Origin of the sequence: Micromonospora sp. NPDC000316, from assembly GCF_042898885.1 — a bacterium.
Classification (GTDB): domain Bacteria; phylum Actinomycetota; class Actinomycetes; order Mycobacteriales; family Micromonosporaceae; genus Micromonospora.
In genome coordinates this window covers 564,472-584,705 of the sequence record NZ_JBIAZG010000001.1, presented here as the reverse complement: position 1 = coordinate 584,705, position 20,234 = coordinate 564,472, and the positions used below count along the sequence as shown (strand labels likewise).

The 20,234-nt window shown below is 72.8% G+C and carries 15 protein-coding genes; 3 read left to right on the top strand and 12 right to left on the bottom strand.

What is annotated here, in order from left to right; translation table 11 throughout:
- Positions 1 to 1,425 precede the first annotated feature (1,425 nt).
- The 9 genes from ACFY2Q_RS02735 to ACFY2Q_RS02695 all read right to left on the bottom strand — a co-directional run bounded on the left by ACFY2Q_RS02735 (position 1,426) and on the right by ACFY2Q_RS02695 (position 11,515).
- Positions 1,426 to 2,973 (bottom strand): recombinase family protein, encoded by a 1,548-nt coding sequence (locus tag ACFY2Q_RS02735; RefSeq protein ID WP_387126897.1) that lies wholly within the window; start codon positions 2,971 to 2,973, stop codon positions 1,426 to 1,428.
- 43 nt (positions 2,974 to 3,016) lie between these two features.
- A complete protein-coding gene (locus tag ACFY2Q_RS02730) occupies positions 3,017 to 3,139 on the bottom strand; it encodes a hypothetical protein (RefSeq protein ID WP_387127616.1) in 123 nt (40 codons plus the stop codon).
- Positions 3,140 to 3,261: 122 nt separating this feature from the next.
- Complete coding sequence (locus ACFY2Q_RS02725; RefSeq protein ID WP_387126895.1) at positions 3,262 to 5,910, bottom strand: hypothetical protein; 2,649 nt, start codon at positions 5,908 to 5,910, stop codon at positions 3,262 to 3,264.
- Between the two features lie 333 nt (positions 5,911 to 6,243).
- Positions 6,244 to 6,381 (bottom strand): hypothetical protein, encoded by a 138-nt coding sequence (locus ACFY2Q_RS02720; protein ID WP_387126894.1) that lies wholly within the window; start codon positions 6,379 to 6,381, stop codon positions 6,244 to 6,246.
- A 219-nt stretch (positions 6,382 to 6,600) separates the two neighbouring features.
- The gene (locus ACFY2Q_RS02715; RefSeq protein WP_387127568.1) at positions 6,601 to 8,046 is read right to left on the bottom strand and encodes a dihydrolipoamide acetyltransferase family protein; all 1,446 of its coding nucleotides are present in this window, start codon (positions 8,044 to 8,046) and stop codon (positions 6,601 to 6,603) included.
- A gap of 5 nt (positions 8,047 to 8,051) precedes the next feature.
- Positions 8,052 to 9,041, bottom strand: a complete 990-nt coding sequence (locus tag ACFY2Q_RS02710; RefSeq protein ID WP_387126892.1) for an alpha-ketoacid dehydrogenase subunit beta — start codon at positions 9,039 to 9,041, stop codon at positions 8,052 to 8,054.
- A complete protein-coding gene (gene pdhA / locus ACFY2Q_RS02705; protein ID WP_387126890.1) occupies positions 9,041 to 10,216 on the bottom strand; it encodes a pyruvate dehydrogenase (acetyl-transferring) E1 component subunit alpha in 1,176 nt (391 codons plus the stop codon). Before pdhA ends, ACFY2Q_RS02710 begins: the two co-directional genes overlap by 1 nt.
- Before the next feature lie 639 nt (positions 10,217 to 10,855).
- The gene (locus ACFY2Q_RS02700) at positions 10,856 to 11,380 is read right to left on the bottom strand and encodes a hypothetical protein (RefSeq protein WP_387126888.1); all 525 of its coding nucleotides are present in this window, start codon (positions 11,378 to 11,380) and stop codon (positions 10,856 to 10,858) included.
- A complete protein-coding gene (locus ACFY2Q_RS02695) occupies positions 11,381 to 11,515 on the bottom strand; it encodes a hypothetical protein (protein WP_387126886.1) in 135 nt (44 codons plus the stop codon).
- 200 nt (positions 11,516 to 11,715) lie between these two features.
- On the opposite strand from ACFY2Q_RS02695, the gene ACFY2Q_RS02690 reads away from it, so the two are divergent.
- On the top strand, positions 11,716 to 12,339 hold the full coding sequence (locus ACFY2Q_RS02690) for a phosphoesterase PA-phosphatase (protein ID WP_387126884.1): 624 nt from the start codon (positions 11,716 to 11,718) through the stop codon (positions 12,337 to 12,339).
- 146 nt (positions 12,340 to 12,485) lie between these two features.
- Here ACFY2Q_RS02690 and ACFY2Q_RS02685 read toward each other — a convergent pair whose 3' ends face one another.
- From ACFY2Q_RS02685 to ACFY2Q_RS02675, 3 genes are read right to left on the bottom strand one after another with little or no spacing between them, the layout of a single operon-like run.
- Positions 12,486 to 13,709, bottom strand: coding sequence for a hypothetical protein (locus tag ACFY2Q_RS02685; protein WP_387126881.1), 1,224 nt, complete (start codon positions 13,707 to 13,709; stop codon positions 12,486 to 12,488).
- A 49-nt stretch (positions 13,710 to 13,758) separates the two neighbouring features.
- The gene (locus tag ACFY2Q_RS02680; protein WP_387126879.1) at positions 13,759 to 15,444 is read right to left on the bottom strand and encodes a GTPase; all 1,686 of its coding nucleotides are present in this window, start codon (positions 15,442 to 15,444) and stop codon (positions 13,759 to 13,761) included.
- Positions 15,441 to 17,282 carry an ABC transporter gene (locus ACFY2Q_RS02675; protein ID WP_387126877.1) on the bottom strand — a complete coding sequence of 614 codons (1,842 nt, stop codon included), beginning with the start codon at positions 17,280 to 17,282 and terminating at the stop codon, positions 15,441 to 15,443. Before ACFY2Q_RS02675 ends, ACFY2Q_RS02680 begins: the two co-directional genes overlap by 4 nt.
- A gap of 221 nt (positions 17,283 to 17,503) precedes the next feature.
- On the opposite strand from ACFY2Q_RS02675, the gene dnaK reads away from it, so the two are divergent.
- Together dnaK and grpE are read left to right on the top strand one after the other, a co-directional pair.
- Positions 17,504 to 19,381 carry a molecular chaperone DnaK gene (dnaK, locus tag ACFY2Q_RS02670; protein WP_387126875.1) on the top strand — a complete coding sequence of 626 codons (1,878 nt, stop codon included), beginning with the start codon at positions 17,504 to 17,506 and terminating at the stop codon, positions 19,379 to 19,381.
- Positions 19,382 to 19,428: 47 nt separating this feature from the next.
- The gene (grpE, locus tag ACFY2Q_RS02665) at positions 19,429 to 20,181 is read left to right on the top strand and encodes a nucleotide exchange factor GrpE (protein WP_387126873.1); all 753 of its coding nucleotides are present in this window, start codon (positions 19,429 to 19,431) and stop codon (positions 20,179 to 20,181) included.
- The last annotated feature ends 53 nt before the right edge of the window (positions 20,182 to 20,234 follow it).

Genomic DNA, 20,234 nt, shown 5'->3' with positions numbered 1-20,234 from the left:
GCATGCACAGTCGATCAGTGACGGCTACAGATAGCAATCATTTCTAGACGCAGCGTGAATTGCAGCGCTACGGGGCTTGCGCCACAACCGCCCACGTCCCCGTAGCGTAACTAGTACGTGACAACCCGCGAGCTGACAGGCGACGCTGCGACTCCCTGGCAGAGCCTGCTTGTCGATGCTGAATCCTGCTGCTGTTGCTCCGCATCCGAGAGGAAGTCCAGATGGTCCGTGACGCGCCGGACACGCCGGTCAACTTGACCCGACTCGCCGTAGGCCCGACCGTATATCTAGTAGTTGCATTGCTGTAAGTCGCCTACAGGTTGGGTCCGGCTACCGGCCCGGCGGCTGTAGCGTCTCCATTAAGGATGATGGAGGTACATCGAGGCGACACAAGGGCTTTGGCGGGCACTGCTCACCAACCCGAGATGCGATCTCAGTACGTCCCCAGCGGCCGCGGGGACGACGAAGAGGTCCGTGGTCCCCCTTACCTGAAGGGGTGGTAGGTGGGAAAACACTCGGCCCGTCCATCGGGCCACGGTCTGCGATTCAACACCGACTGGTGTCGGAGAGCGGGCGAAGTAGCAGCAACCGCACTGAAGATCGTCTACTACGTGGTGATGTTGGTCGTCATCCTGACCGACTCATCCGGGGGCGGGCCCACCTAAACCCAGAGGTCAGACAGGCCCGCTCCAACAGGATCAAGCCGCCGCCCGCAGCCTGGAAACTCGGCGTCGGCCTTCGTATCGCGCCGCCTTGTCGCAACGAGTTGTAACGAGTTGTAACGAGGCGGACGATACAACGAGTGTAGGTCTAGACCTACACCGAGCGCGAGATATGACAGTCGGCGTGACGGAGATTTCTTGTTCGACGACTGGCGGGAGCCGGGGGCGGCAGCTTCGCCGCCCCCGGTTGCGCTGGGGCTGAAGCGGGCCAGAAGTCGGCCAATCGGCCCCACGAGCAATCAGACCGACGCAAGGGCGGGGCCGCTTTGGCGGTCGTCGACGCCGTGTCGGCACCTTGTCGGCAGGCAGGTACCGACGGACGGTCCGCTCACTCACACCCAGGCGTGCGGCGATCTGCGCAGGCGTCGCCTCCGGTGTCTCGGCGAGCACTGCCGACACTCTGGCGGCGGTCGTGGGCGGTGCCGCCATCGGGCCGGGCGTCGTCGGCGTCGTGCCGACACGGGAAGCGACCGGCAGCGTCCGGACACCGGGCGGGATGACGGGCGGGCGCGGGCGAGGCCGGGGCGTCGGCGGGCGGACGCCGGGACGGTGACCAGCACCGGGGCGGGTGCCGGTACTGGCACCGAGGTGAGCGGCTGGGCGGGTGCCGCTGGCGTCCGGGCGAAGACAAGCTTCACAAGGGCCATGAAGGCGAGGGCAGGCACGGCCGGGGCCTGTCTTATGCGGTTGTGGGTGTCTGTTATCAGGCGTCAACGGGCACAGGCTCGGGCTCGTCGGCCCAGGTGAAGCGCAGACGTGCGGCGGGGTCGAACCGGTAGCCCCGGCGACCCTCGGCGGGCGTGATCGTTACGGCGTTCAGGGCCAGGCCGAGAAGGTCGCGCCGGCCGGGCACACTGGCGGCGTCCCAAGCTTCGCGAGCTAGAACCGGATCAAGTAGCGGGCTGATGTCGGCCTCGGGCAACGGGAACTCGGCGAGGTTGCGACGCAGCCCGGCGACGCGGGCGGTCAGCCGTTCGTGCAAACGGGTCCACCGCTGGACCGCCTCGGGGCCGACGAACTCGCCGCGCAGGTATCGGGCGTCTTCGAGGTCGACCAGGGCGGCGTTAGCGTCGTCCAGGGCGGCTGTGATGGTTGCGCGCTCGCGGATGACGGCGGGGTCGTGGCGGGCGACCCATCGTTCGGCGACGGCGTCAAGCAGTGGGTCGCCGGGCTCGGTCGCGGCGAGGCGGTTGACGAACGAATCGACCACGGCGCGGTCTACGGCGGCGACAAAGGCCGTGGTGTGCGCCGGGCAGGGACGGCCGAGACGGCGAGCCTGACAGACGTACGACTTGCCGGCGGCGGACATGCGCCCGCCGCAGCCCCCGCACCGCAGATAGCCGGTCAACAGGTGCGATACCTCAGCGCGGACCCCGCGATTGCGTCCCGTCCGATCGGCGGCGGCGCGGCCTTCGAGGAGGCGAACGGCTTGTAGTTGCTCGGCCGGCGTGACGATCCCTCGGCCGACCTCGACGGCCTCGCCGGTCTCCGGGTCGCGCCACGGAACGACTTTCGCCGTGTACTTCCCGTCGCGCTTGATGGTCTCAGGCAGTAGCCCGGCGAACGCGGGGGACTTGAGCAGAGTCGACAGCGTCCCGACGGCCCAGCTACCGCCCCGCGGCGCGGGGATCTCCCGGGCGTTGAGGTCGCGCGCGATCCTCACCAGCGGCTCGCCGGACAGGGCCCGGTCGGCGATCTCGCGGGCGGTCGGCGCGGTGCGCGGGTCGTGGTCTAGCCGGCCGTCCTCGCCGACGGCCAGGCCGTACGGCGGCTGTCCCCCGATCCATCGGCCGAGACCGCGAAGGTGGGCCTTCGCACTGGCGACGCGAAGTCCGATGTTCGCGGATTCGCTGCGGGCGACCTCGGACAGGAGGGCCAGCACGAGCCGGGCCTGAGAGTGCGACGTGTCGAGGCCGTCCTGTACGAAGACGATCCTCCCGCCGACCTTCTCGACATCGTCGAGGACCTGACCGACCTGGCCCATGCCACGCCGGGACAGGCGGTCAACCTTCCACACGACCAGCGTCCCGACGGTGCCGGTCGTGAGGGCAGACACGGCGGCGTCGAACCCGGCGCGGTCGACGGCCTTATAGCCGGACCGGCCCCGGTCGATGTGGACGGTACGGACCTCCAACCCGGCGCGTGTGGCCCAGGCCCGGCAGTCGGCCTCTTGGCGCTCGATTGCGGTCTTTCCCTCACGGTCGAGGGACAGGCGTAGGTATAGATCGGCGAGGTGTTCATGGTGGGACATGGCGAGGACGCTAGGCCCTCGGCGGTTGAGTTACAAGCTTCTTCTAGGACTTCCAAAAATCAGCCAGGACGATCTTGCCGCGCAGGTCGGCGAGCTTCAGATCGCGTCCACCGGTGTTCAGCCAGCCCCGACCGCGCAGTTCGGGGGCCCGTACTCGTGCGCTCATGTCCCCATCGTGCCTGACCACCGACGCCCGGCAGACCAGCGGGGGCGATCCGGGACGGCCATCGGGATGGGTGAACGGCGGCGGCGGGGCCACGGTTGCCCGTGACCCCGCCGCCGGTCGGTCTACTTCGCGACCGGCTTGAGGCAGAGCACCCGGTTGGCGCCGTCACCGGGCAGCACCACGTGGGGCTGGGCCGGGTCCGCGCACTTGTCCTTCGCGTCCACCTTGGAAACGATCGTGAAGGCCCCCTCCTCGCCGCAGTCCACCGCCGAGGCGGCCTGACCGGCCTGCTTCACGCACGTGCCGACCGCCGGGTCGAAGCTCGGCGCGCCGTCGTCGCCGCCGAACTTGCCGAGCAGCATCAGCAGGCCGAGGGGCACCGCGAGGATGAGCACCGCCGCGACCAGCACCGCCGCGAGCACGCGCCCGTTGCGCACCTTCGGCGCCGGCGGCTCAGCCTTGGGCTCGTCGGCCTCCGGCTTGAACGCGTCGAACCGGCCCTGATCCGATCCGCCGGGCTCCTGGCCCCATGACGGCGTGGGCTGTTGCGGCGGTGGGAAGGCCGGGAACTGACCACCCGGCGCCTGCTCGGTGGCCGGCCCGCCGCCGAACCCCGACCCGCCGAACCCCGATCCGCCGAAGCCCGGCGTGCCGTTCACCGCGGCGGAGCCGCCGCCGACCGGAGCCGCCGGACCGCCGAAGCGGTCGTCCGGGCGCTCGGCGCCGGACTGCGGCCTGACGCCGTTCACCGGCCGGTTGTTACCCGGCGCGTCGAGGAAGGACGGCACCCCAGGCGGGAACGCGGGTGGCACGGCGGACGAGGCGGGCTCGCCGAACCCGTCGGGCGCCGACGACCGGTCCCGGCCGTCGAAGCGCGGCTCGGGCGACGACTCGCCATCCCAGCCGGGGAAGCCGGGACGCTCCGGACCGTTCTGCCAGTCCGGTGTGCCCGGCTGGGCGGAGTCGCTCCGCCAGTCGGGCGTGCCCGGGCGCTCGGAGCCCGGGTCGGCCTGGAACGCCTCCGCCGCCGGCTGCTCCGGCTCGTTCTCCGGCTGGGCGGGCCGGCCGTACACCCGGGGCTGTGGCGTGGCCGCGCTTGCCGGCCGCATCGCCTGGTCGGCCGGGGGCATCACCCGGCTGGCCAGCGGCACCGAGGCGCTCGCCGAGGCGCGGCCCGCCGCGCCGGCCGGCGACCCGGGGTCCCCCACCGGTACGACCGCACGGCCCGCCCCCGACTCCGGCGAGGTACGCGGAGCGGGAACCACGGCACCACTGGCCGAAGCCTCGTCGGCGCGACCCCAACCGGCCGGCTCCGCCTCGTACTGCGCGGCGGCGTCCGGCGTGTCCCGCTCGGCGTACGCCGGCTGCTCGGGGATCGGTGAGTACTGGGCCGGCGGCGCGTAGTCGACAGGCGGGGCGGCGGCCAGGCTCGCGCCGGGCACACGCTGCTCCTGTGGCGGCAGAGGGACCGCGTTGGCCGGCGAGATGCCCGGCGCGGGACCGGGCTGGTAGACCGGTGACTCGTCGCCCCGGTCAGCGTCCCAGCCACCGCGGGACTGTGCGGAGGCCTCCGCCTCGGCGCGCCCCCACACCTCGCCCGGTGCCCACGGCTGGGCCTGTGGCACACCGGCACTTGCCTGCGCGGCGTTGCCGGGGTCAGCGGCGGCCCAACCGGGCGTCGCGTCGCTGCCGGGGACGCTGGCGCTGGCTCGGGCGGCCGGAGGGCCGGCCTGCTCCGCCTGGGGCCATCCCGCAGGCTCCGCCCGCTCGGCGGGCTGGTCCTGGGTCGAGAGCACCCAGTCCGGCTGTTGTGGACGGCTCTCGGCGCCACCCCAGGCGGCGGGCTGCGCGGGCTCGCCCTGCTTCACGTCGGCGCCGTCGCCCCAACCACCCGGCTGCGCCTGCTGTTGCTGCTGCTGTGCGGCCCACCCGCCGGAGCGGGCCGGGTCGTCCTGGCCGGGCCAGTTCGACGCCGGCACCTGGGCCGCACCACGGGCGCCTGCCGACTCGGCCTGCCCCCAGGTGGGTGCCGGCTGCTCGGCCTGGTCGGTGGGCTGGCCCCAGGTCTGGGATGACTGCTCGGCCGGCGTCCACACCGGCTGGTCGTCCCGGGCGGCGGCACCCACTGCCCAGCCACCGGAGCCGGACTGGTCGTCCTGCTGCGCGGGGCCGCCGGACCAGCCGGAGGGCTGCGCCGGCTCGGCACCACGCCACTCGGCGGCGGGCGGGTTGGCCTGCGCCGCGCCACCCCAGCCGGCGGACCCGGAAGCCTCGTCCGGCGAGGTGTCGGTGTTCCAGCCACCGGAGCGGGCCGGGTCTTCCTGTGCGGGCCACGCGGCGGTCGCTGGGGGCACCTGCGCGGCTCCCCGCGCGGACGGCTGGGCCTGCGCCCAGTCCGGCTGCCCGGGGGCGCTGGCGGGCCATGCGGGTGCGGCCTGGTCGGGCGGCGTCCAGCCCTGCTGCGGAGCCGTCCACTGCGCGGGCTGCCCCTGCTCGGGGGCGCCACCACCGGTGGCCCAGGCGGGCTGTGCGGGGTCGCTGGGTTGTGCGGCACCCCAGGCGGGGTTCGACTGCTGCTCGGACTGGGTGGCCCAGGCCGGAACCGGCGGGTTCGGCCGCGCGGGCGGCGGCGGCGCCCAGCCCAGGTCGGGGCCTGCGGCAGTGTAGCCATTCTCCGGCTGCGCCGGGCGGTCGCCGTACGGCGCCGGTCCGGCGCCCGGTGACACCTCGTCCGGCTCCTGGCCGGGGCGGTGCGGGCCCTCGGACGTCATGGGTGCGCCTCCTCCATCACATGTCGGCCGCCGGTGCCGATCGGTCTCCCCGGCATGGCTGCCGGCGTACCGCCGTGCGGGCTCCCCGCACCGTATCCGGTGGCCGCACGAGGTGTCCAAGGAGCACCGGTCGTCACTCCGCGTTGCCGGCCGGTGTCGAGCAGCTTCTATCGGCTCGGCGTCGGCCGTGCCGGCGGGTGGCGACCGAAGCTCACCGTACCGGGCGTCGCGGCAGGGCGGAATCCCGGAGCCACGTGATGGAGAAACGCCGATGGCCCACCCGGAACCGGGTGGGCCATCGATCTGGAGGAGGGTGCGGAATGTCGTGGGGCGTCAGCGCATGTGACGCTGGGCGATGACGAGGAGTTCGTCACGGACCGCCGGCGAGCTGGCGGAGCGCAGCGCGTGCTCGATGGCACGGGCGCGGCGGGCAGCGTCGCGGTGGTTGCGGATTCGCTCGATCATGCTCATTGGTGGGTCCCCCTGGCTATTCGGTTGTCGGCCCCTGATGCGTCTATTCAACAGCAACGGCCGGCAAGATGCCATCGATTATTAGGTGAGCTGAGACACCTGCCTAACAATCGAAGGCCCCGAGGGTGCGTGACCAACTGTTCCGTCACCCAACGGACACGGCCGGTGTGCCGGGCGTTAACCCGTGACACACCGGCCGTGGCCTGGCGTTTCGGACCGTCAGGTCCAGGCGAGCAGCGCCGCCTCGGGGTCGGTGAGGAAGTCACCGATGTCGCGCAGGAACTTCGAGCCCAACTCACCGTCGATGATCCGGTGATCGAAGCTCAGCCCCAGCGTGGTGACCTGACGCGCCTTGACCTTGCCCTTGTGCACCCAGGGCATCTCCCGCACCGCGCCGAAGGCAAGGATCGCCGACTCGCCAGGCGGCAGGATCGGCGTGCCGGTGTCCACTCCGAACACCCCGACGTTGGTGATGGTCAGCGTGCCGCCGGACATGTCCGCAGGCGAGGTGCGACCGGACTTCGCCGTCTGCACCAACCCGTTCAGCGCGTCCGCCAACTCGCGGAGCGAGAGCCGGCCGGCGTCCTTCACGTTCGGCACGATCAGACCGCGCTCGGTGGCCGCCGCGATGCCGAGGTTGACGTACTCCTTGACCACGATCTCGTCGCCGGCCCAGGTCGAGTTGACCATCGGGTGCCGCTTGACCGCCAGGAGCACTGCCTTCGCGACCAGCAGCAACGGCGAGACCCGTACGTCGCGCCACTCCCGCCGACCCCGCAGCCGGTCCAGGGCCTTCATCGCCCGGGTCACGTCGACGGTCAGGAACTCCGTCACGTGCGGGGCGGTGAACGCCGAGCGGGACATGTTCTCGGCGGTGAGCTTGCGTACCCCCTTGACCGGAATGCGCTGCTCGCGGTCGGCGCCGAAGCTCGCGGCGCTCGTCGCCACCGACGCGGTCGCGACCGGCTCGGCGGTCGCGACGGCCCCGCTCGCCGCCCGCTGTACGTCCTCCCGGGTGATCGAGCCCAGTGGACCCGATCCGGTAAGCGCGCTCAGGTCGACGCCGAGGTCCTTGGCGAGCTTGCGCACCGGCGGCTTCGCCAGCACCAGCCCGCCCTGGCCCGCGCCGTCGCGTCGATCATGGCCTTGGGGTGCCGGGATCGCGGCCACGCCATGATCGACCGCCGCGGGGGCGGGGGCGGCACCCTTGCGGGGGCGGCGCTTCGCGGTTGTGGTGCGGGGGCCGTAGCCGACCAGGACCGCCGTGCGCCCGCCCGGGGCGGGGCCACCGATCAGGCCCGGCTCGACCATGCCCTCGGCCGGCGCGACCTCCACCGCCGCCAGCGAGGCAGCCGACGGGGTGGGCAGGTCACCGGTGGGCGTCGCGGTGGTCGACGGCACGTCAAGCGGGCCGGCGCCCGGGTCGGTGTCGATCGCGATGATCGGCGTGCCGACCTCGACAGTCGTGCCCTCCGCGTGGAAGATCGCCTGCACCTGCCCGGCCCACTTCGCCGGGATCTCCACAGCCGCCTTGGCCGTCTCGACCTCGACGATCGGCTGGTTCAGCTCGATGGTGTCGCCGACCTTTACCAGCCAGGCCAGGATTTCGCCCTCGGTCAACCCCTCGCCCAGGTCGGGCAGGTTGAACTCCTTGATCCGGGACATGGCGCTCACCAGCCGAACGTGCGGTCGACGGCGTCGAGCACCCGATCGAGGTCGGGCAGGAACTCCTCCTCCACCCGGGCGGCCGGGTAGGGGATGTCGAAGCCCGTCACCCGCAGCACCGGCGACTCCAGCGAATAGAAGCACTGCTCGGTGATCCGCGCGGCGAGCTCGGCACCGAGACCGATGTTGGACGGCGCCTCGTGCACCACCACCGCGCGGCCGGTGCGCTTCACCGACTCGTACGCGGCCGTCAGGTCCAGCGGGGACAGCGAGCGAAGGTCGATGACCTCCAGCTCCCGGCCGTCCTCGGCGGCCACGGTCGCCGCCTCCAGGCACGTCCGCACCATCGGCCCGTAGGCCAGCACCGTCACGTCCGTGCCGGGCCGCACCACGCGTGCCGAGTGCAGGGGGTACGCGTCGGACAGCGGCGCGTCCAGGTCGACCGGACCCTTCTCCCAGTAGCGCCGCTTGGGCTCCAGGAAGACGATCGGGTCATCCGAGGCGATGGCCTGCTGGATCATCACGTACGCGTCCTGCGGGTTGGAGCAGGTCACGACCTTCAGACCGGCGGTGTGCGCGAAGTACGCCTCCGGCGACTCGGAGTGGTGCTCGACCGCCCCGATGCCACCGCCGAACGGAATCCGGATCACCATGGGGATGCTGAGCTTGCCGCCCGAGCGGTAGTGCATCTTCGCCACCTGCGACACGATCTGGTCGTACGCGGGGTAGACGAAGCCGTCGAACTGGATCTCGCAGATCGGCCGGTAGCCACGGATGGCCAGGCCGACGGCGGTGCCGATGATGCCGGATTCGGCGAGCGGGGTGTCGATGACCCGCTGGTCGCCGAAGTCCTTCTGGAGCCCGTCGGTGATCCGGAATACGCCGCCGAGCTTGCCGACGTCCTCGCCCATGATGATGACCTTGGGGTCGGTCTCCAGGGCGCGGCGCAGGCCGGTGTTGAGGGCCTTGCCGAGGGTGAGCGTCTCCGTGGCCATCAGTGGGCGCTCCCCTCGAACGACTCCATGTAGCGGTTGAACGTCGCGCGCTGCTCGTCGAGCAGCGGAGAGCCGTGGGGGTAGACGTGGTCGAACATCGTCACCGGCTCCGGGTTGGGCATGTTGAGCACCCGCTCGCGCAGGTGCACCGACTCGCGCCGGGCCTGCTCGTCGACCTCGGCGAAGAAGGTCGCGTCGGCGATCTGCTGCTTCTCCAGGAAGGCCTTGACCCGGGTGATCGGGTCCTTGGCCTGCCACGACTCGACCTCGCTGGCGATCCGGTAGCGGGTCGGGTCGTCGGAGGTGGTGTGCGCGCCCATCCGGTAGGTGTACGCCTCGATCAGGCTCGGACCCTGCCCGTGCCGGGCGTTGTCAAGCGCCGTACGGGTCACCGCGTACGAGGCCAGCACGTCGTTGCCGTCCACCCGTACGCCGGGGAAACCGAAGCCGGCGGCCCGCTGGTAGAGCGGAACCCGGGTCTGGCGCTCCAGCGGCTCGGAGATCGCGTACTGGTTGTTCTGGCAGAAGAAGACGAGCGGCGCGTTGAAGACGCTGGCCCAGACGAACGCCTCGTTCACGTCGCCCTGACTGGTGGCACCGTCGCCGAAGTAGGCGATCGCGGCCTCGCCGTCGTCGGTGCCGATCTTGCCGTCCATGGTGATGCCCATGGCGTAGCCGGTGGCGTGCAGGGTCTGCGCACCGATGACGATGGTGTACATGTTGAACTTGAACTCGTTCGGGTCCCAGCCGCCCTGGTCGACACCGCGGAACAGGCCCAGCGGCATGATCGGGTCGATGCCCCGGCAGTAGAGGACGCCGTGCTCCCGATAGGTCGGGAAGGCCATGTCCTGCGATCGCAGCGCCCGCCCGGAGCCGACCTGGGCCGCCTCCTGGCCGAGCAGGCTGGCCCAGAGGCCCAGCTCGCCCTGGCGCTGGAGGGCGGTCGCCTCGGCGTCCAGCTTGCGGACCAGCACCAGATCGCGGTAGAGCCCGCGGTATTCCTCGTCGGTGAAGTCCACGCGGTACTCGGTGCCGTCCGGCCCGGTGGCGCTGTCGATGCGCTCACCGTCGGGGGTGAGCAGCTGCACCAGCTCCGGATTGCCGGCCGCGCCCTTCTTGGAGCGGGGTGCCGCCCGCCTGCTGCGGGTAGTGCCCCCGGGGTCGCCCTTTGCCATCGGTCTCTCCCTGTCGTGTCTGCAGCGGCACCGGGGGGTCACCCGGCCGCGCAACTCGTGCGCCTGCCCGGCTGCTGCCGGACCGGTCCTGGCGGCCGCGCCTAGCCCCGGTGGGGGTTGCCGCACGGCGTGAACCGGGTTCTGGCCGAACCCGGGTCGGGAGCCGGCGCCGGGCCGCGTCTGCCGCGAGGGTGCGCGGCGGTCACGGCTGCGTTGCCGTCGTGCTCCATATTCGCAGAGCAGGTGAGCGCGCCCACAGTACGCCCGCCTCGCATTCCGACCGGCTACGGTTTGCTGTCGTTTGTCGCCATCATGCCGTCCCGCGTCCACCGGGCGATCCGGCGATGATTCGTCACCGTTCGGACAGTGCCGCGTGTCGACACGCGGTGGGTACTAGCTGACGGACGGTAACTGCGCCAGGCTGATTCCCACGGGATCGCGTCGATCGGGTGGTTTGCCGGCTTCCAGCCGGGGACGCCCCTGCGCGTTCTCCGACAGCGACGACGACAAGGGGTGCGCGGTGGACGAGCCAGGTGACGGTCCCGGCACACCGGTGCTCGGTCGGCACCGGTCCGCCGGTGGGTACCGCCGGGTGGTCGGCGCACACCGTGCCCCCGGCATCGGCGGTCCCTCGCGGGGCTACCTGCTCACCGTCGCGCTGCTGGTCGGCACCGCGTCGATGCCCATCCTGGCGGCGATCAGCGCGGGCTCGGCCACCCAGGGCAGCACCGCCCTACCGGACAGCGGCACCCCGTTCATCCCCACGCCGTCAGTCGGGCCGGTGATAATCCCGATGCCCGTGACCAGCCAGCCGGCGCTTCCGCCGCCCGGCACACCCAGCGCCGGCCCGCCCGCGACCGCCGGCTGGCTGCCCGCCGCTCCCCGACGCCCTGCCGACGAATCGTGGTCCGGGCCGGCCGCCGACGATCGGTCGCCTCCCCGCCGGGCGGTGCCCGCGCCGCCGGTGCCGCGCGCCACCCGGAGCACCCCGCCGGCCGCGCCTCCGCCCAGCCCGTCGCCGGTGCCGTCGCCCACCGGCCCGCCGGACCCCGACCCCACCCCCACGCCGAGCCCGACGCCGACCGACCCGGTGACACCCACCGCGACCGACCCGGTGACACCCACCGCCGACCCAGTGACACCCACTGCCGTCCCGACGAGCACCTATACCGAGCCTGCCGGCACACCGGCGTGCACTCCCACTGCCGCGCCGGCCACCCGGACCGCCAGCCCCGCAGTGCCGGCTGCCTCTCCCGCGGCGCCGGCCACCCGGACCGCTGCTCCCAGGGTGCCGGCCACCCGGACCGCTCCTCCAGCAGCGCCGGCCACCCGGCTCAGCCGGACCGCGCCGCCGTCGCCGGCCGGTCCGCCGTCACAAGCGGTCAGTTCGCCGCTGCCCGGACCGCGGCATCCCGTGGTCGCGCCGACGGTACGGTGACGATCAGGCGCCACCGACCGGCGGCGACGGTCCACGGTAGGCGCGTACCGGAGGGGGTGGCGTGGGCGGCGGTGTGGAGCCCCGCCCGGTCGCCGTCCGGCCCGGCCCGGGGCTGCGGATCGCCCGGCTGGTCACCGAGCTGACCGCGCCGGCAGTGCTTGTGTCGCTGCTGATGATCGCGGTGAGCTGGCACAGCTCCCCGAGCAACGGTCGAGGCCTGGCATGGGGTCTGCTCGCGGCCCTCTTCGTCACAGGCATCCCGTTCGCCTACATCGTGGGCGGGGTGCGTCGTGGCCGGTTCACCGACCACCACATCGGCCGTCGGGAGCAGCGCCGGGTGCCGCTGCTTGTCGGCCTCGGCTCGGTCGCCGCGGGCCTCGCCCTGCTCACCGTGCTCGGCGCGCCCCGCCCGCTGCTGGCGCTGGCGGTGGCCGGGCTTGTCGGGCTGGTTGTCGCCGTGTCGGTGAGCCACTGGTGGAAGATGTCGATCCACTCGGCGGTGGCGGCCGGCACGCTCGTCATCCTGTCGATGACCTTCGGACCCGGGCTCCTCGTCGCCGCGCCGCTGCTGGCGGTAGTCGGCTGGTCACGGGTGCGACTGCGGGACCACACCGTGCCGCAGGTGCTGGCGGGCGGCGTGCTCGGCGCGCTGATCGCCGCGCTCGCCTTCGGCCTGCTGCGCTGAGCACAGCGCGCCGCGCCGCGCCGCGCCGCGCTGTGCCGGTCCGGGCCGCGCTCAGCGCAGCAGGCCGTCGCGTGGGTCGATGCCGCCGCGTGGGGCGGGCTTGGCGTCCGGGCCGGGCAGCACCAGGCGGCCCGGCCCGGATGCCGTCAGGCGCCGTCGTCGGCGAGGCGGTGCCGGTTCGCTTCGATCCAGGCGTCAAGCGCGGCCGGGTCGTCCGGGTCCACGCCGTCGGCCATCAGTTGGGCGACCGCCGCAGTGGCTGGGCTGCGCCGCTCGCCTGTCGAGTAGAGCCGGGCGAACTCCGGCACCATCTCCTCGATCGCCTCGTCGGTGCGCGTCGCGGCGGCCTCGGGCAGCCCGCGCTGGCGGGACGCGTACCGGGCCCAGGCGCGCAGCACCCGGGGCAGCATGGCCGCGTCGTCCATGTCCAGCACGGCGCGACGGTGCACCCAGTCGAGCAGGAAGAGCCCGGACACCGCCGGGCTCCACCGCATCGGGTCGGCGTCCGGGAAGGTCGCCGAGTGGTCCAGCAGGAGGCTCAGGCAGAAGTGCAGTGAGGCGAGCTCCGGGCCGTCGACGGTGTCGAGACCGAACCGGGCGGCCTCCGGCGCGGCCAGGAAGCGCCGGACCAGGTCGGTGCGCTCGGCTGCGGACAGCGGCTCGACCTCCGCCGGGCCGGTCGGGGCGGCGGCCGTGGGCAGCACGGCCAGTCGGGCGCCGACCAGCGCGCGGTCGGTGGCGAGTGAGCCCTCGCCGGGCAGTTCGCTCAGGTCGTCGGTGACCGAGAGGTGGCGGGCCACCTCCCCCCGCAGGCGGGACGGGTCCTCGGTGCGGAACCAGGTCAGCTCGTCGTCGGCGCACATCTGCCGAACCTGGTCCAGGATCCGTTCCGCCGGCCCGCCGACGAAGACGTCCTTGGTGACCCCGATGTTGTGGTCCACGAGGGCCACAAGAGCGTGCTCCGGGCCGCCGGCCGCGTCGTCGTACGCGAAGGTGGCGAGGTAGGAGGTCTGGTCGCCGTACACGTCGCCGTACGCCCAGCTGCCGGTGAGGTGGACCCGGCCGAGCTGGCCGGCCCAGGCGGGCGCCTGGCTGCCGGGGCGCACCCGCTCGGTGCCCTCGGCGTTCGGGACGAGCGTGGCGAAGACCTGCCGGATGGTGGTCGCCGCCGCGATCCGGCGGCGGGCGGTGGCGGCGAGGAACCCGGTCACGAACTCCCGTACGGCGGTGTCGCGGTCGGTCTCCGCGATCGCGTAGACACTGCCCAGCAGGGCGCTGCCGAGCATCTCGGCGTCGAGGGCGGACTCCAGCTTGGTCACGTCGCGTGCGGCGTGCAGCACCGCGTCGTAGGGGGTCTGAGGCGTGGCCATGCTCCGACCCTACGCCGCCGAAGGAGCTGTGCAGAGCCGTAGCGAGGCGTCAGCGGTGGGCGGCGTCCCGCAGCGCCTCTCGTGCCTGCGCGTAGGAGGCGAGCACTGTGCGCACCGGGGCGAGCACGTACTCGTTGCCCACGCTTGCCACCTGGACCGTCAGCCGCTGCTGTGCCCGGGCGCGGGCCCGCCGGGCCGCCCAGCGGATCACCGGGCGGGTCAGCGCCGCCACCAGCAGCCCGGCCAGCAGACCGCCGAGCAGCAGCAGGGTGGGCATCGGCACCTGGCCGACCATCGGGTTGTCAAGCGCCGGCAGGCCGAGCACCCGCAGCGCGTAGCCGAGCACCAGCCAGCCCAGCCCGACCACGGCGGCGAGGGTGACCAACCACTGCGCCGCTCCGACGACACGCCACCAGAGGGGCCGCCGTTCCACGCCGAGGTCGGTGCCGGCGACGGCGCGATCCAGGGCGTCGGGCAGGTCACCCAGGCGGGACCGGGCGGCCGTGGTGACGACTGTCGGCCAGGCGGCGGGCAGGGGGGCGGCGGCGCGGTCGGCCACCGCGCGGATCGCCAGGCCGAGCGCCGAGCGCTGGGCGGCGGTCGGGTCCGGTACCGAGGTCGCCGCGACCAGGCTCGCCGCCGGGTCGGCCGGGTCGCCGGCAGGGCCGGGCAGGTGCAGCCGGCGCAGCGGGTCGGGCCGGAGTCGACGCCAGCCCCGCACCACAGGCCAGCCGGTGGCGGCGCCGGCCCGATGCCGGTACGCCTGCTCCACCGCCTCGGCGACCGCCGGCACACCTGCGGCCCCGGCCAGTGCCCGGTTCAGCCCGGCGACGGCCGCGTCGTCCGGCCCGGCGGCCGGTTGGTGCGAGCCCACCAGTTGCTCCAGCCCGGCGACGACCGAGTCGACGTCGCCGGCCAGCCGGCGCAGGGCGGCCTGCCGCTCGGCGACCGTCCGTTCCAGGGCGGCGCGCAGCCCGACCATCCCGGCCGGGTCGATGGCGGTGGTGGCCAGCAGTGGCACGCCGGTCAGCCCGTCGGAGTCGAGCAGCCGGCGCAGGTCGTCCAGGACCCGGGGCAGCTCGGCCGAGGGCAACCGGTCGGCCTGGTTGAGCACGACGAGGGTGACGTCGCGGTGCCTGTGGAACTCGCGCAGGTAGCTGTCGTGGATCACCCGGTCGGCGTACTTCTGCGGGTCGACCACCCAGACCACCTGGTCGACAAGGCCGAGCAGCCGGTCCACCTCCAGCCGGTGGGACCGCTGCACCGAGTCGAAGTCGGGCAGGTCGAGCAGGATCAGCCCGTGCAGTGCCGTCTCGTCGTTGCCGTCGAGCGCGCTCTCGCGAACGAAGCGGTGCCGGGGCAGCACGCCGATCCAGTCGAGCAGCCGGTTGGCACCCTCCAACGGCCCCCACACGCAGGCGTGGGTGACGCCGGTGGTCGGCCGGCGGACCCCGACCGGTGAGAGTTCCAGCTGGGCCAGGGCGTTGAAGAGGCTGGACTTGCCGCTGCCGGTGGCCCCGGCGAGCGCGACCACCGTGTGGTCACGGGACAACGCGAGCCGGGTGCCGGCACGCTCGACGAGGGTGTGCGCGGACACCAGGTCGGCGTCGGGGAGCAGCCCGTCGACGGCGGTCAGGAACCGGCGTACCCCGTCGAGGCGGGCGATAAGCGCGTCCGGGTCGATCCCCTGGTCGCCCCGGAACGCCTCGCGTACCCGGCCGGCGATGTTTGTCACCGGGACTCCTCCTCGTCGCCGGCCGGCGGCAGGTCGCCGCCGGTGGCCAGGCCGCTGCGGTGCCGGGCCAGTTCGACCTGGCCTGCGGCGCGGCGCAGCTCGTCGCCGGCCGCTTCGGCGGGCCGCGCCTCGGCGGTGCGGGTCAGGAAGCGGTCGGCCTCCGTCTCCAGCAGCGTCCGCACCCGGGCCAGCAGGTCGGCGCGGGCCTTGGCGGCGAGGGTACGCACCGCCTGGTCACCGAAGATCGCCTGGAGTACGGCCTGGGCGGCGACGGTCGTGCCGGCCCCGGTGGCCAACTCCAACCCGGTGGGAATGAACGCGGTGGAGGCGAACACGGCGATCATCACGGCCAGCCCTGTGGCGTTTACCGCGTACGCGGCGGTGCGGGCCACGAACCGCTTGTCGCCGCCCTCGACCCGGACGAGTTCCAGCACGCCGCGCTGCCAGTCCCGGACCATCCGCTCGGCGCGCTCGGGCAGGTCGGCGCTCGGATGGGCGAGCCCCGGCTCCAGCAGGTCGACGCCCGCCGGATGCGCCTTCCACCCGGTGTACGCGGCCTCGGCGGCCTCGGACGCCACACCGCGCAGCAGTGTGACGAGCTGCGACTCGATGGCGTTGCGCAGCTCGGCGGCGGGCGCTGGCCGGCCGGTGACGGCGGCCACCAACCGGTCCCGCAGTCGGCCGATCCGTGCTTCCAGGGTGCGGAAGAACTCGCCGGTGCCGACGAACTCCTGCCAGCGGGCGAGCACCTCACCGCGGAGCAGCCGGCCGTCCTGTAGACCCTGCTCGACGGTCCGCTCGGCGCCCCGGTAGGCGCCTCGGACGCGTTCGTCCAGCCCGTCGGCCGCGCTGACCTGCTCGTCGGCGGCGTCGGCAAGCTCCTCGACGGCGGGACGCAGGGCGGCGAGCGCGCCGTCAAGGGTCTGCCGGACCACTGCGGCGCGGGCGTCGGCGTCGGCGGCCAGCCGGGCGAACCAGTCGGCCAGCGGCGCGGTGACGCCCTCGGGCAGCAGCCCCTGACCGTCGACCCAGGTCTCCGGAAGCACGAAGAGGGGCGCCCGGCTCAGGTCCTGTGCGGCGAGCATCTCGGTCAGGTGCGCGGCGATCTCGTCGCTGGCCTCGACGGGCACCCGGTCCAGCACCATGGCGATCACCGCGCCCCGGGCCCGTGCGCTGCGCAGCAGCTCCCAGGGGACCGCGTCGGCGTACCGGGCCGCGGTGGTGACGAAGAGCCAGAGGTCGGCGGCGGCGAGCAGTTGGCTCGCGAGCGCCCTGTTGGCGTCGACGACCGAGTCGATGTCGGGTGCGTCGAGGAAGGCCAGACCAGGGGGCAGAGCCGGGGCGGTGACCAGGTGCAGGGCACGGGGATCATCGCTGGGCTCGGTGGTGCGGGTCAGCCCGGGCAGCAGGTCACCCTGCCGGAACCAGGCCGCGTCAGCCGGGTTGCAGACCAGCACCGGGGAACGGGTTGTGGGACGGAGCACACCGGCGGCGCTGACCCGGGCCTTGACCAGGCTGTTGACAAGTGTCGACTTGCCCGCGCCGGTGGAGCCGCCGACCACCACGAGCAGAGGCGCGTCCAGCCGGGCGAGCCGGGGCAGCAGATAGTCGTCGAGCTGGTCGGTGAGGGCGGTGGCGGCGTGCCGGGCAGAGCTGGCGGAGGGCAGCGCGAGGGGATAGCGGGCGGCGCCGATCGCGGCCCGGAGGCTCGACAGCGCGCCGGGGAGGCTGTCGTCCCCAGTGGTGGCGGGCTGCTCCTCCGCGGCGTCCGGCGGGCCGGTGCGGGCTGCGACGGCGGGCGCGCCGGAACGGGTGGCGGAATCGCCGTGCGTCGTCACCGCTAAAGCGTGCCCGACCGATGCAAGGGAAGACAACCGGACGGTAATAACGTCTGGGTTGCGTCGGGTCGACTCAAGTCGACTTGACGATTGGCCGTCGCGTGGCACTATTGAGTCAAGTCCACTCAACTTGTGGTGGGGCCCGCTGTGGGGCGGTGCCCGCCAAGCGGTCGCGGGCAACACCCGTCACCTGCACAACCTTACGAAGCGAGGAAGCGAAGATGGCACGTGCGGTCGGTATCGACCTCGGCACGACGAACTCCTGCGTCAGCGTTCTCGAGGGCGGTGAGCCCACCGTCATCGCCAACGCTGAGGGCTCGCGGACGACCCCGTCGATCGTCGCGTTCGCCCGTAACGGCGAGGTGCTCGTCGGTGAGGTCGCCAAGCGCCAGGCGGTGACCAACCCGGACCGGACGATCCGCTCGGTCAAGCGGGAGATCGGCACCAACTGGTCCGTCGACATCGACGGCAAGAAGTACACCCCGCAGGAGATCTCGGCCCGGACGCTGATGAAGCTCAAGCGGGACGCCGAGGCGTACCTGGGCGAGCAGATCACCGACGCGGTGATCACCGTCCCTGCCTACTTCAACGACGGCCAGCGCCAGTCGACCAAGGAGGCCGGTGAGATCGCCGGCTTCAACGTGCTGCGGATCGTCAACGAGCCGACCGCGGCCGCCCTGGCGTACGGGCTGGACAAGGGCTCCAAGGAGCAGACCGTCCTGGTCTTCGACCTCGGCGGCGGCACCTTCGACGTGTCGCTGCTCGAGCTGGCCGAGGGCGTTGTCGAGGTCAAGTCCACGAGCGGTGACAACCAGCTCGGTGGCGACGACTGGGACCAGCGGATCATCGACCACCTGGTCAAGACCTTCCGTGGCGAGCACGGCATCGACCTGGGTCAGGACAAGATGGCGCTCCAGCGGCTCCGTGAGGCCGCCGAGAAGGCCAAGATCGAGCTGTCCGCCGCCACCACCACGAACATCAACCTGCCGTACATCACCGCCGGCGCGGCCGGCCCGCTGCACCTCGACGTGACGCTCAGCCGCGCCGAGTTCCAGCGGATGACGCAGGACCTGCTGGACCGCTGCAAGGGCCCGTTCGAGCAGGCCGTGAAGGACGCCGGGATCAAGGTCTCCGACGTCGAGCACGTGATCCTGGTCGGCGGCTCCACCCGGATGCCGGCCGTCACCGACCTGGTCAAGCAGCTCACCGGTCGCGACCCGAACAAGGGCGTCAACCCGGACGAGGTCGTCGCCGTCGGCGCCGCCCTCCAGGCTGGCGTGCTCAAGGGCGAGGTCAAGGACGTCCTGCTGCTCGACGTGACCCCGCTGAGCCTGGGCATCGAGACCAAGGGCGGCATCTTCACCAAGCTGATCGAGCGCAACACCACCATCCCGACCAAGCGCTCCGAGGTCTTCACCACTGCCGACGACAACCAGCCGTCCGTGCTCATCCAGGTGTTCCAGGGTGAGCGGGAGATCGCGTCGTACAACAAGAAGCTCGGCACCTTCGAGCTGACCGGCCTGCCGCCGGCGCCGCGCGGTGTGCCGCAGATCGAGGTCGCCTTCGACATCGACGCCAACGGCATCGTCAACGTGCACGCCAAGGACCTGGGCACCGGCAAGGAACAGAAGATGACGATCACCGGCGGCTCCTCGCTGCCGAAGGACGACATCGAGCGGATGCGCCGGGACGCCGAGGAGCACGCGGAGGAGGACAAGCGCCGCCGCGACGACGCCGAGACCCGCAACGTGGCCGAGGCGCTCCAGTGGCAGACCGAGAAGTTCCTCGCCGAGAGCGGCGACAAGCTGCCCAGCGAGAACCGCGAGCAGCTCAACGAGGCGCTCGGTGAGCTGCGTGGCGCCCTCGGCGGCCAGGACATCGAGAAGATCAAGTCGGCGCACGAGCGGCTGGCGCAGGTTTCCCAGCAGGCCGGTTCGCTGCTCTACGCGGCTCAGGCCGAGCAGGGACAGCAGCCGGGTGGCGAGGCTGGCCCGGGTGCGGCCGGCGCGGCCGGTGCGACCGGCCCGCAGGCCGGTGCCGCCGGTGGCCCCGACGACGTGGTCGACGCGGAGATCGTGGACGAGGACGGCAAGAAGTGACCGTCGGCCTCCGACACGTATCCACGGCGAAGGGATGAGGTAGCCGCATGACGCAGAAGCCACGAGCCGTCGACCCGGACGACACCGGGTCGACGCCGGGTGGCTCCGCGCCCACGGAGCCAGCCACCGGGGACGGGGAGCGGGTGGTCATCCGCAACAACCGCAAGCTCACCGACACGACGGAGCCGGAGGGCACCGCCGCCGACGCGGGGAGCGACGTCTCGGCCGAGGGCCTCGTCGAGGACGCCGAGGTCGTGGTCGACGAGATCGAGGTCGAGGCGACAGCGGTCGACGGGTCGACGCCGTCCGGTCCGCCGGTGGTGGACGCCCCGGCGCAGCCGGTCGACGGCGGCGGGACGTCACTCGGCGCCGAGTTGGAGGCGCTCCGGGCCGAGCTGGACGAGCGCACCAGGGACGTGCAGCGGGTGTCGGCGGAGTACGCCAACTACCGCAAGCGGGTGGACCGGGACCGCAGCCTGGTGCAGGAGCAGGCGACCGGCTCGGTGCTTGCCGCGCTGCTGCCGATCCTGGACGACCTGGACCGGGCCCGGGAACACGGCGACCTGGTCGGACCGTTCGGCTCGGTGGCAGACCAGCTCACCACCGCGCTTGGGAAGTTCGGCCTGGCCGCCTTCGGCGAACAGGGTGACCCGTTCGACCCGACCCGACACGAGGCCGTCGCGCACCAGACCTCCGACGAGGTCAGCGAACCGACATGCGTGCAGGTCATGCGGCGCGGCTACCAGCTCGGTGAGCGGCTGCTGCGCCCCGCGCTGGTAGCGGTCGCGGACCCGGAATAGTGCGAGACGGTGACCGGGCCGTCCCGTCCCCCGCACGGCGGAGGGCGGGACGG

Excerpts from the sequence above, each read along its gene's own strand:
- ACFY2Q_RS02735 (WP_387126897.1), bottom strand. The coding sequence starts at position 2,973 with ATGTCCCACCATGAACACCTCGCCGATCTATACCTACGCCTGTCCCTC.
- ACFY2Q_RS02730 (WP_387127616.1), bottom strand. The coding sequence starts at position 3,139 with ATGAGCGCACGAGTACGGGCCCCCGAACTGCGCGGTCGGGGCTGGCTG.
- ACFY2Q_RS02725 (WP_387126895.1), bottom strand. The coding sequence starts at position 5,910 with ATGACGTCCGAGGGCCCGCACCGCCCCGGCCAGGAGCCGGACGAGGTG.
- ACFY2Q_RS02720 (WP_387126894.1), bottom strand. The coding sequence starts at position 6,381 with ATGAGCATGATCGAGCGAATCCGCAACCACCGCGACGCTGCCCGCCGC.
- ACFY2Q_RS02715 (WP_387127568.1), bottom strand. The coding sequence starts at position 8,046 with ATGTCCCGGATCAAGGAGTTCAACCTGCCCGACCTGGGCGAGGGGTTG.
- ACFY2Q_RS02710 (WP_387126892.1), bottom strand. The coding sequence starts at position 9,041 with ATGGCCACGGAGACGCTCACCCTCGGCAAGGCCCTCAACACCGGCCTG.
- pdhA (WP_387126890.1), bottom strand. The coding sequence starts at position 10,216 with ATGGCAAAGGGCGACCCCGGGGGCACTACCCGCAGCAGGCGGGCGGCA.
- ACFY2Q_RS02685 (WP_387126881.1), bottom strand. The coding sequence starts at position 13,709 with ATGGCCACGCCTCAGACCCCCTACGACGCGGTGCTGCACGCCGCACGC.
- dnaK (WP_387126875.1), top strand. The coding sequence starts at position 17,504 with ATGGCACGTGCGGTCGGTATCGACCTCGGCACGACGAACTCCTGCGTC.
- grpE (WP_387126873.1), top strand. The coding sequence starts at position 19,429 with ATGACGCAGAAGCCACGAGCCGTCGACCCGGACGACACCGGGTCGACG.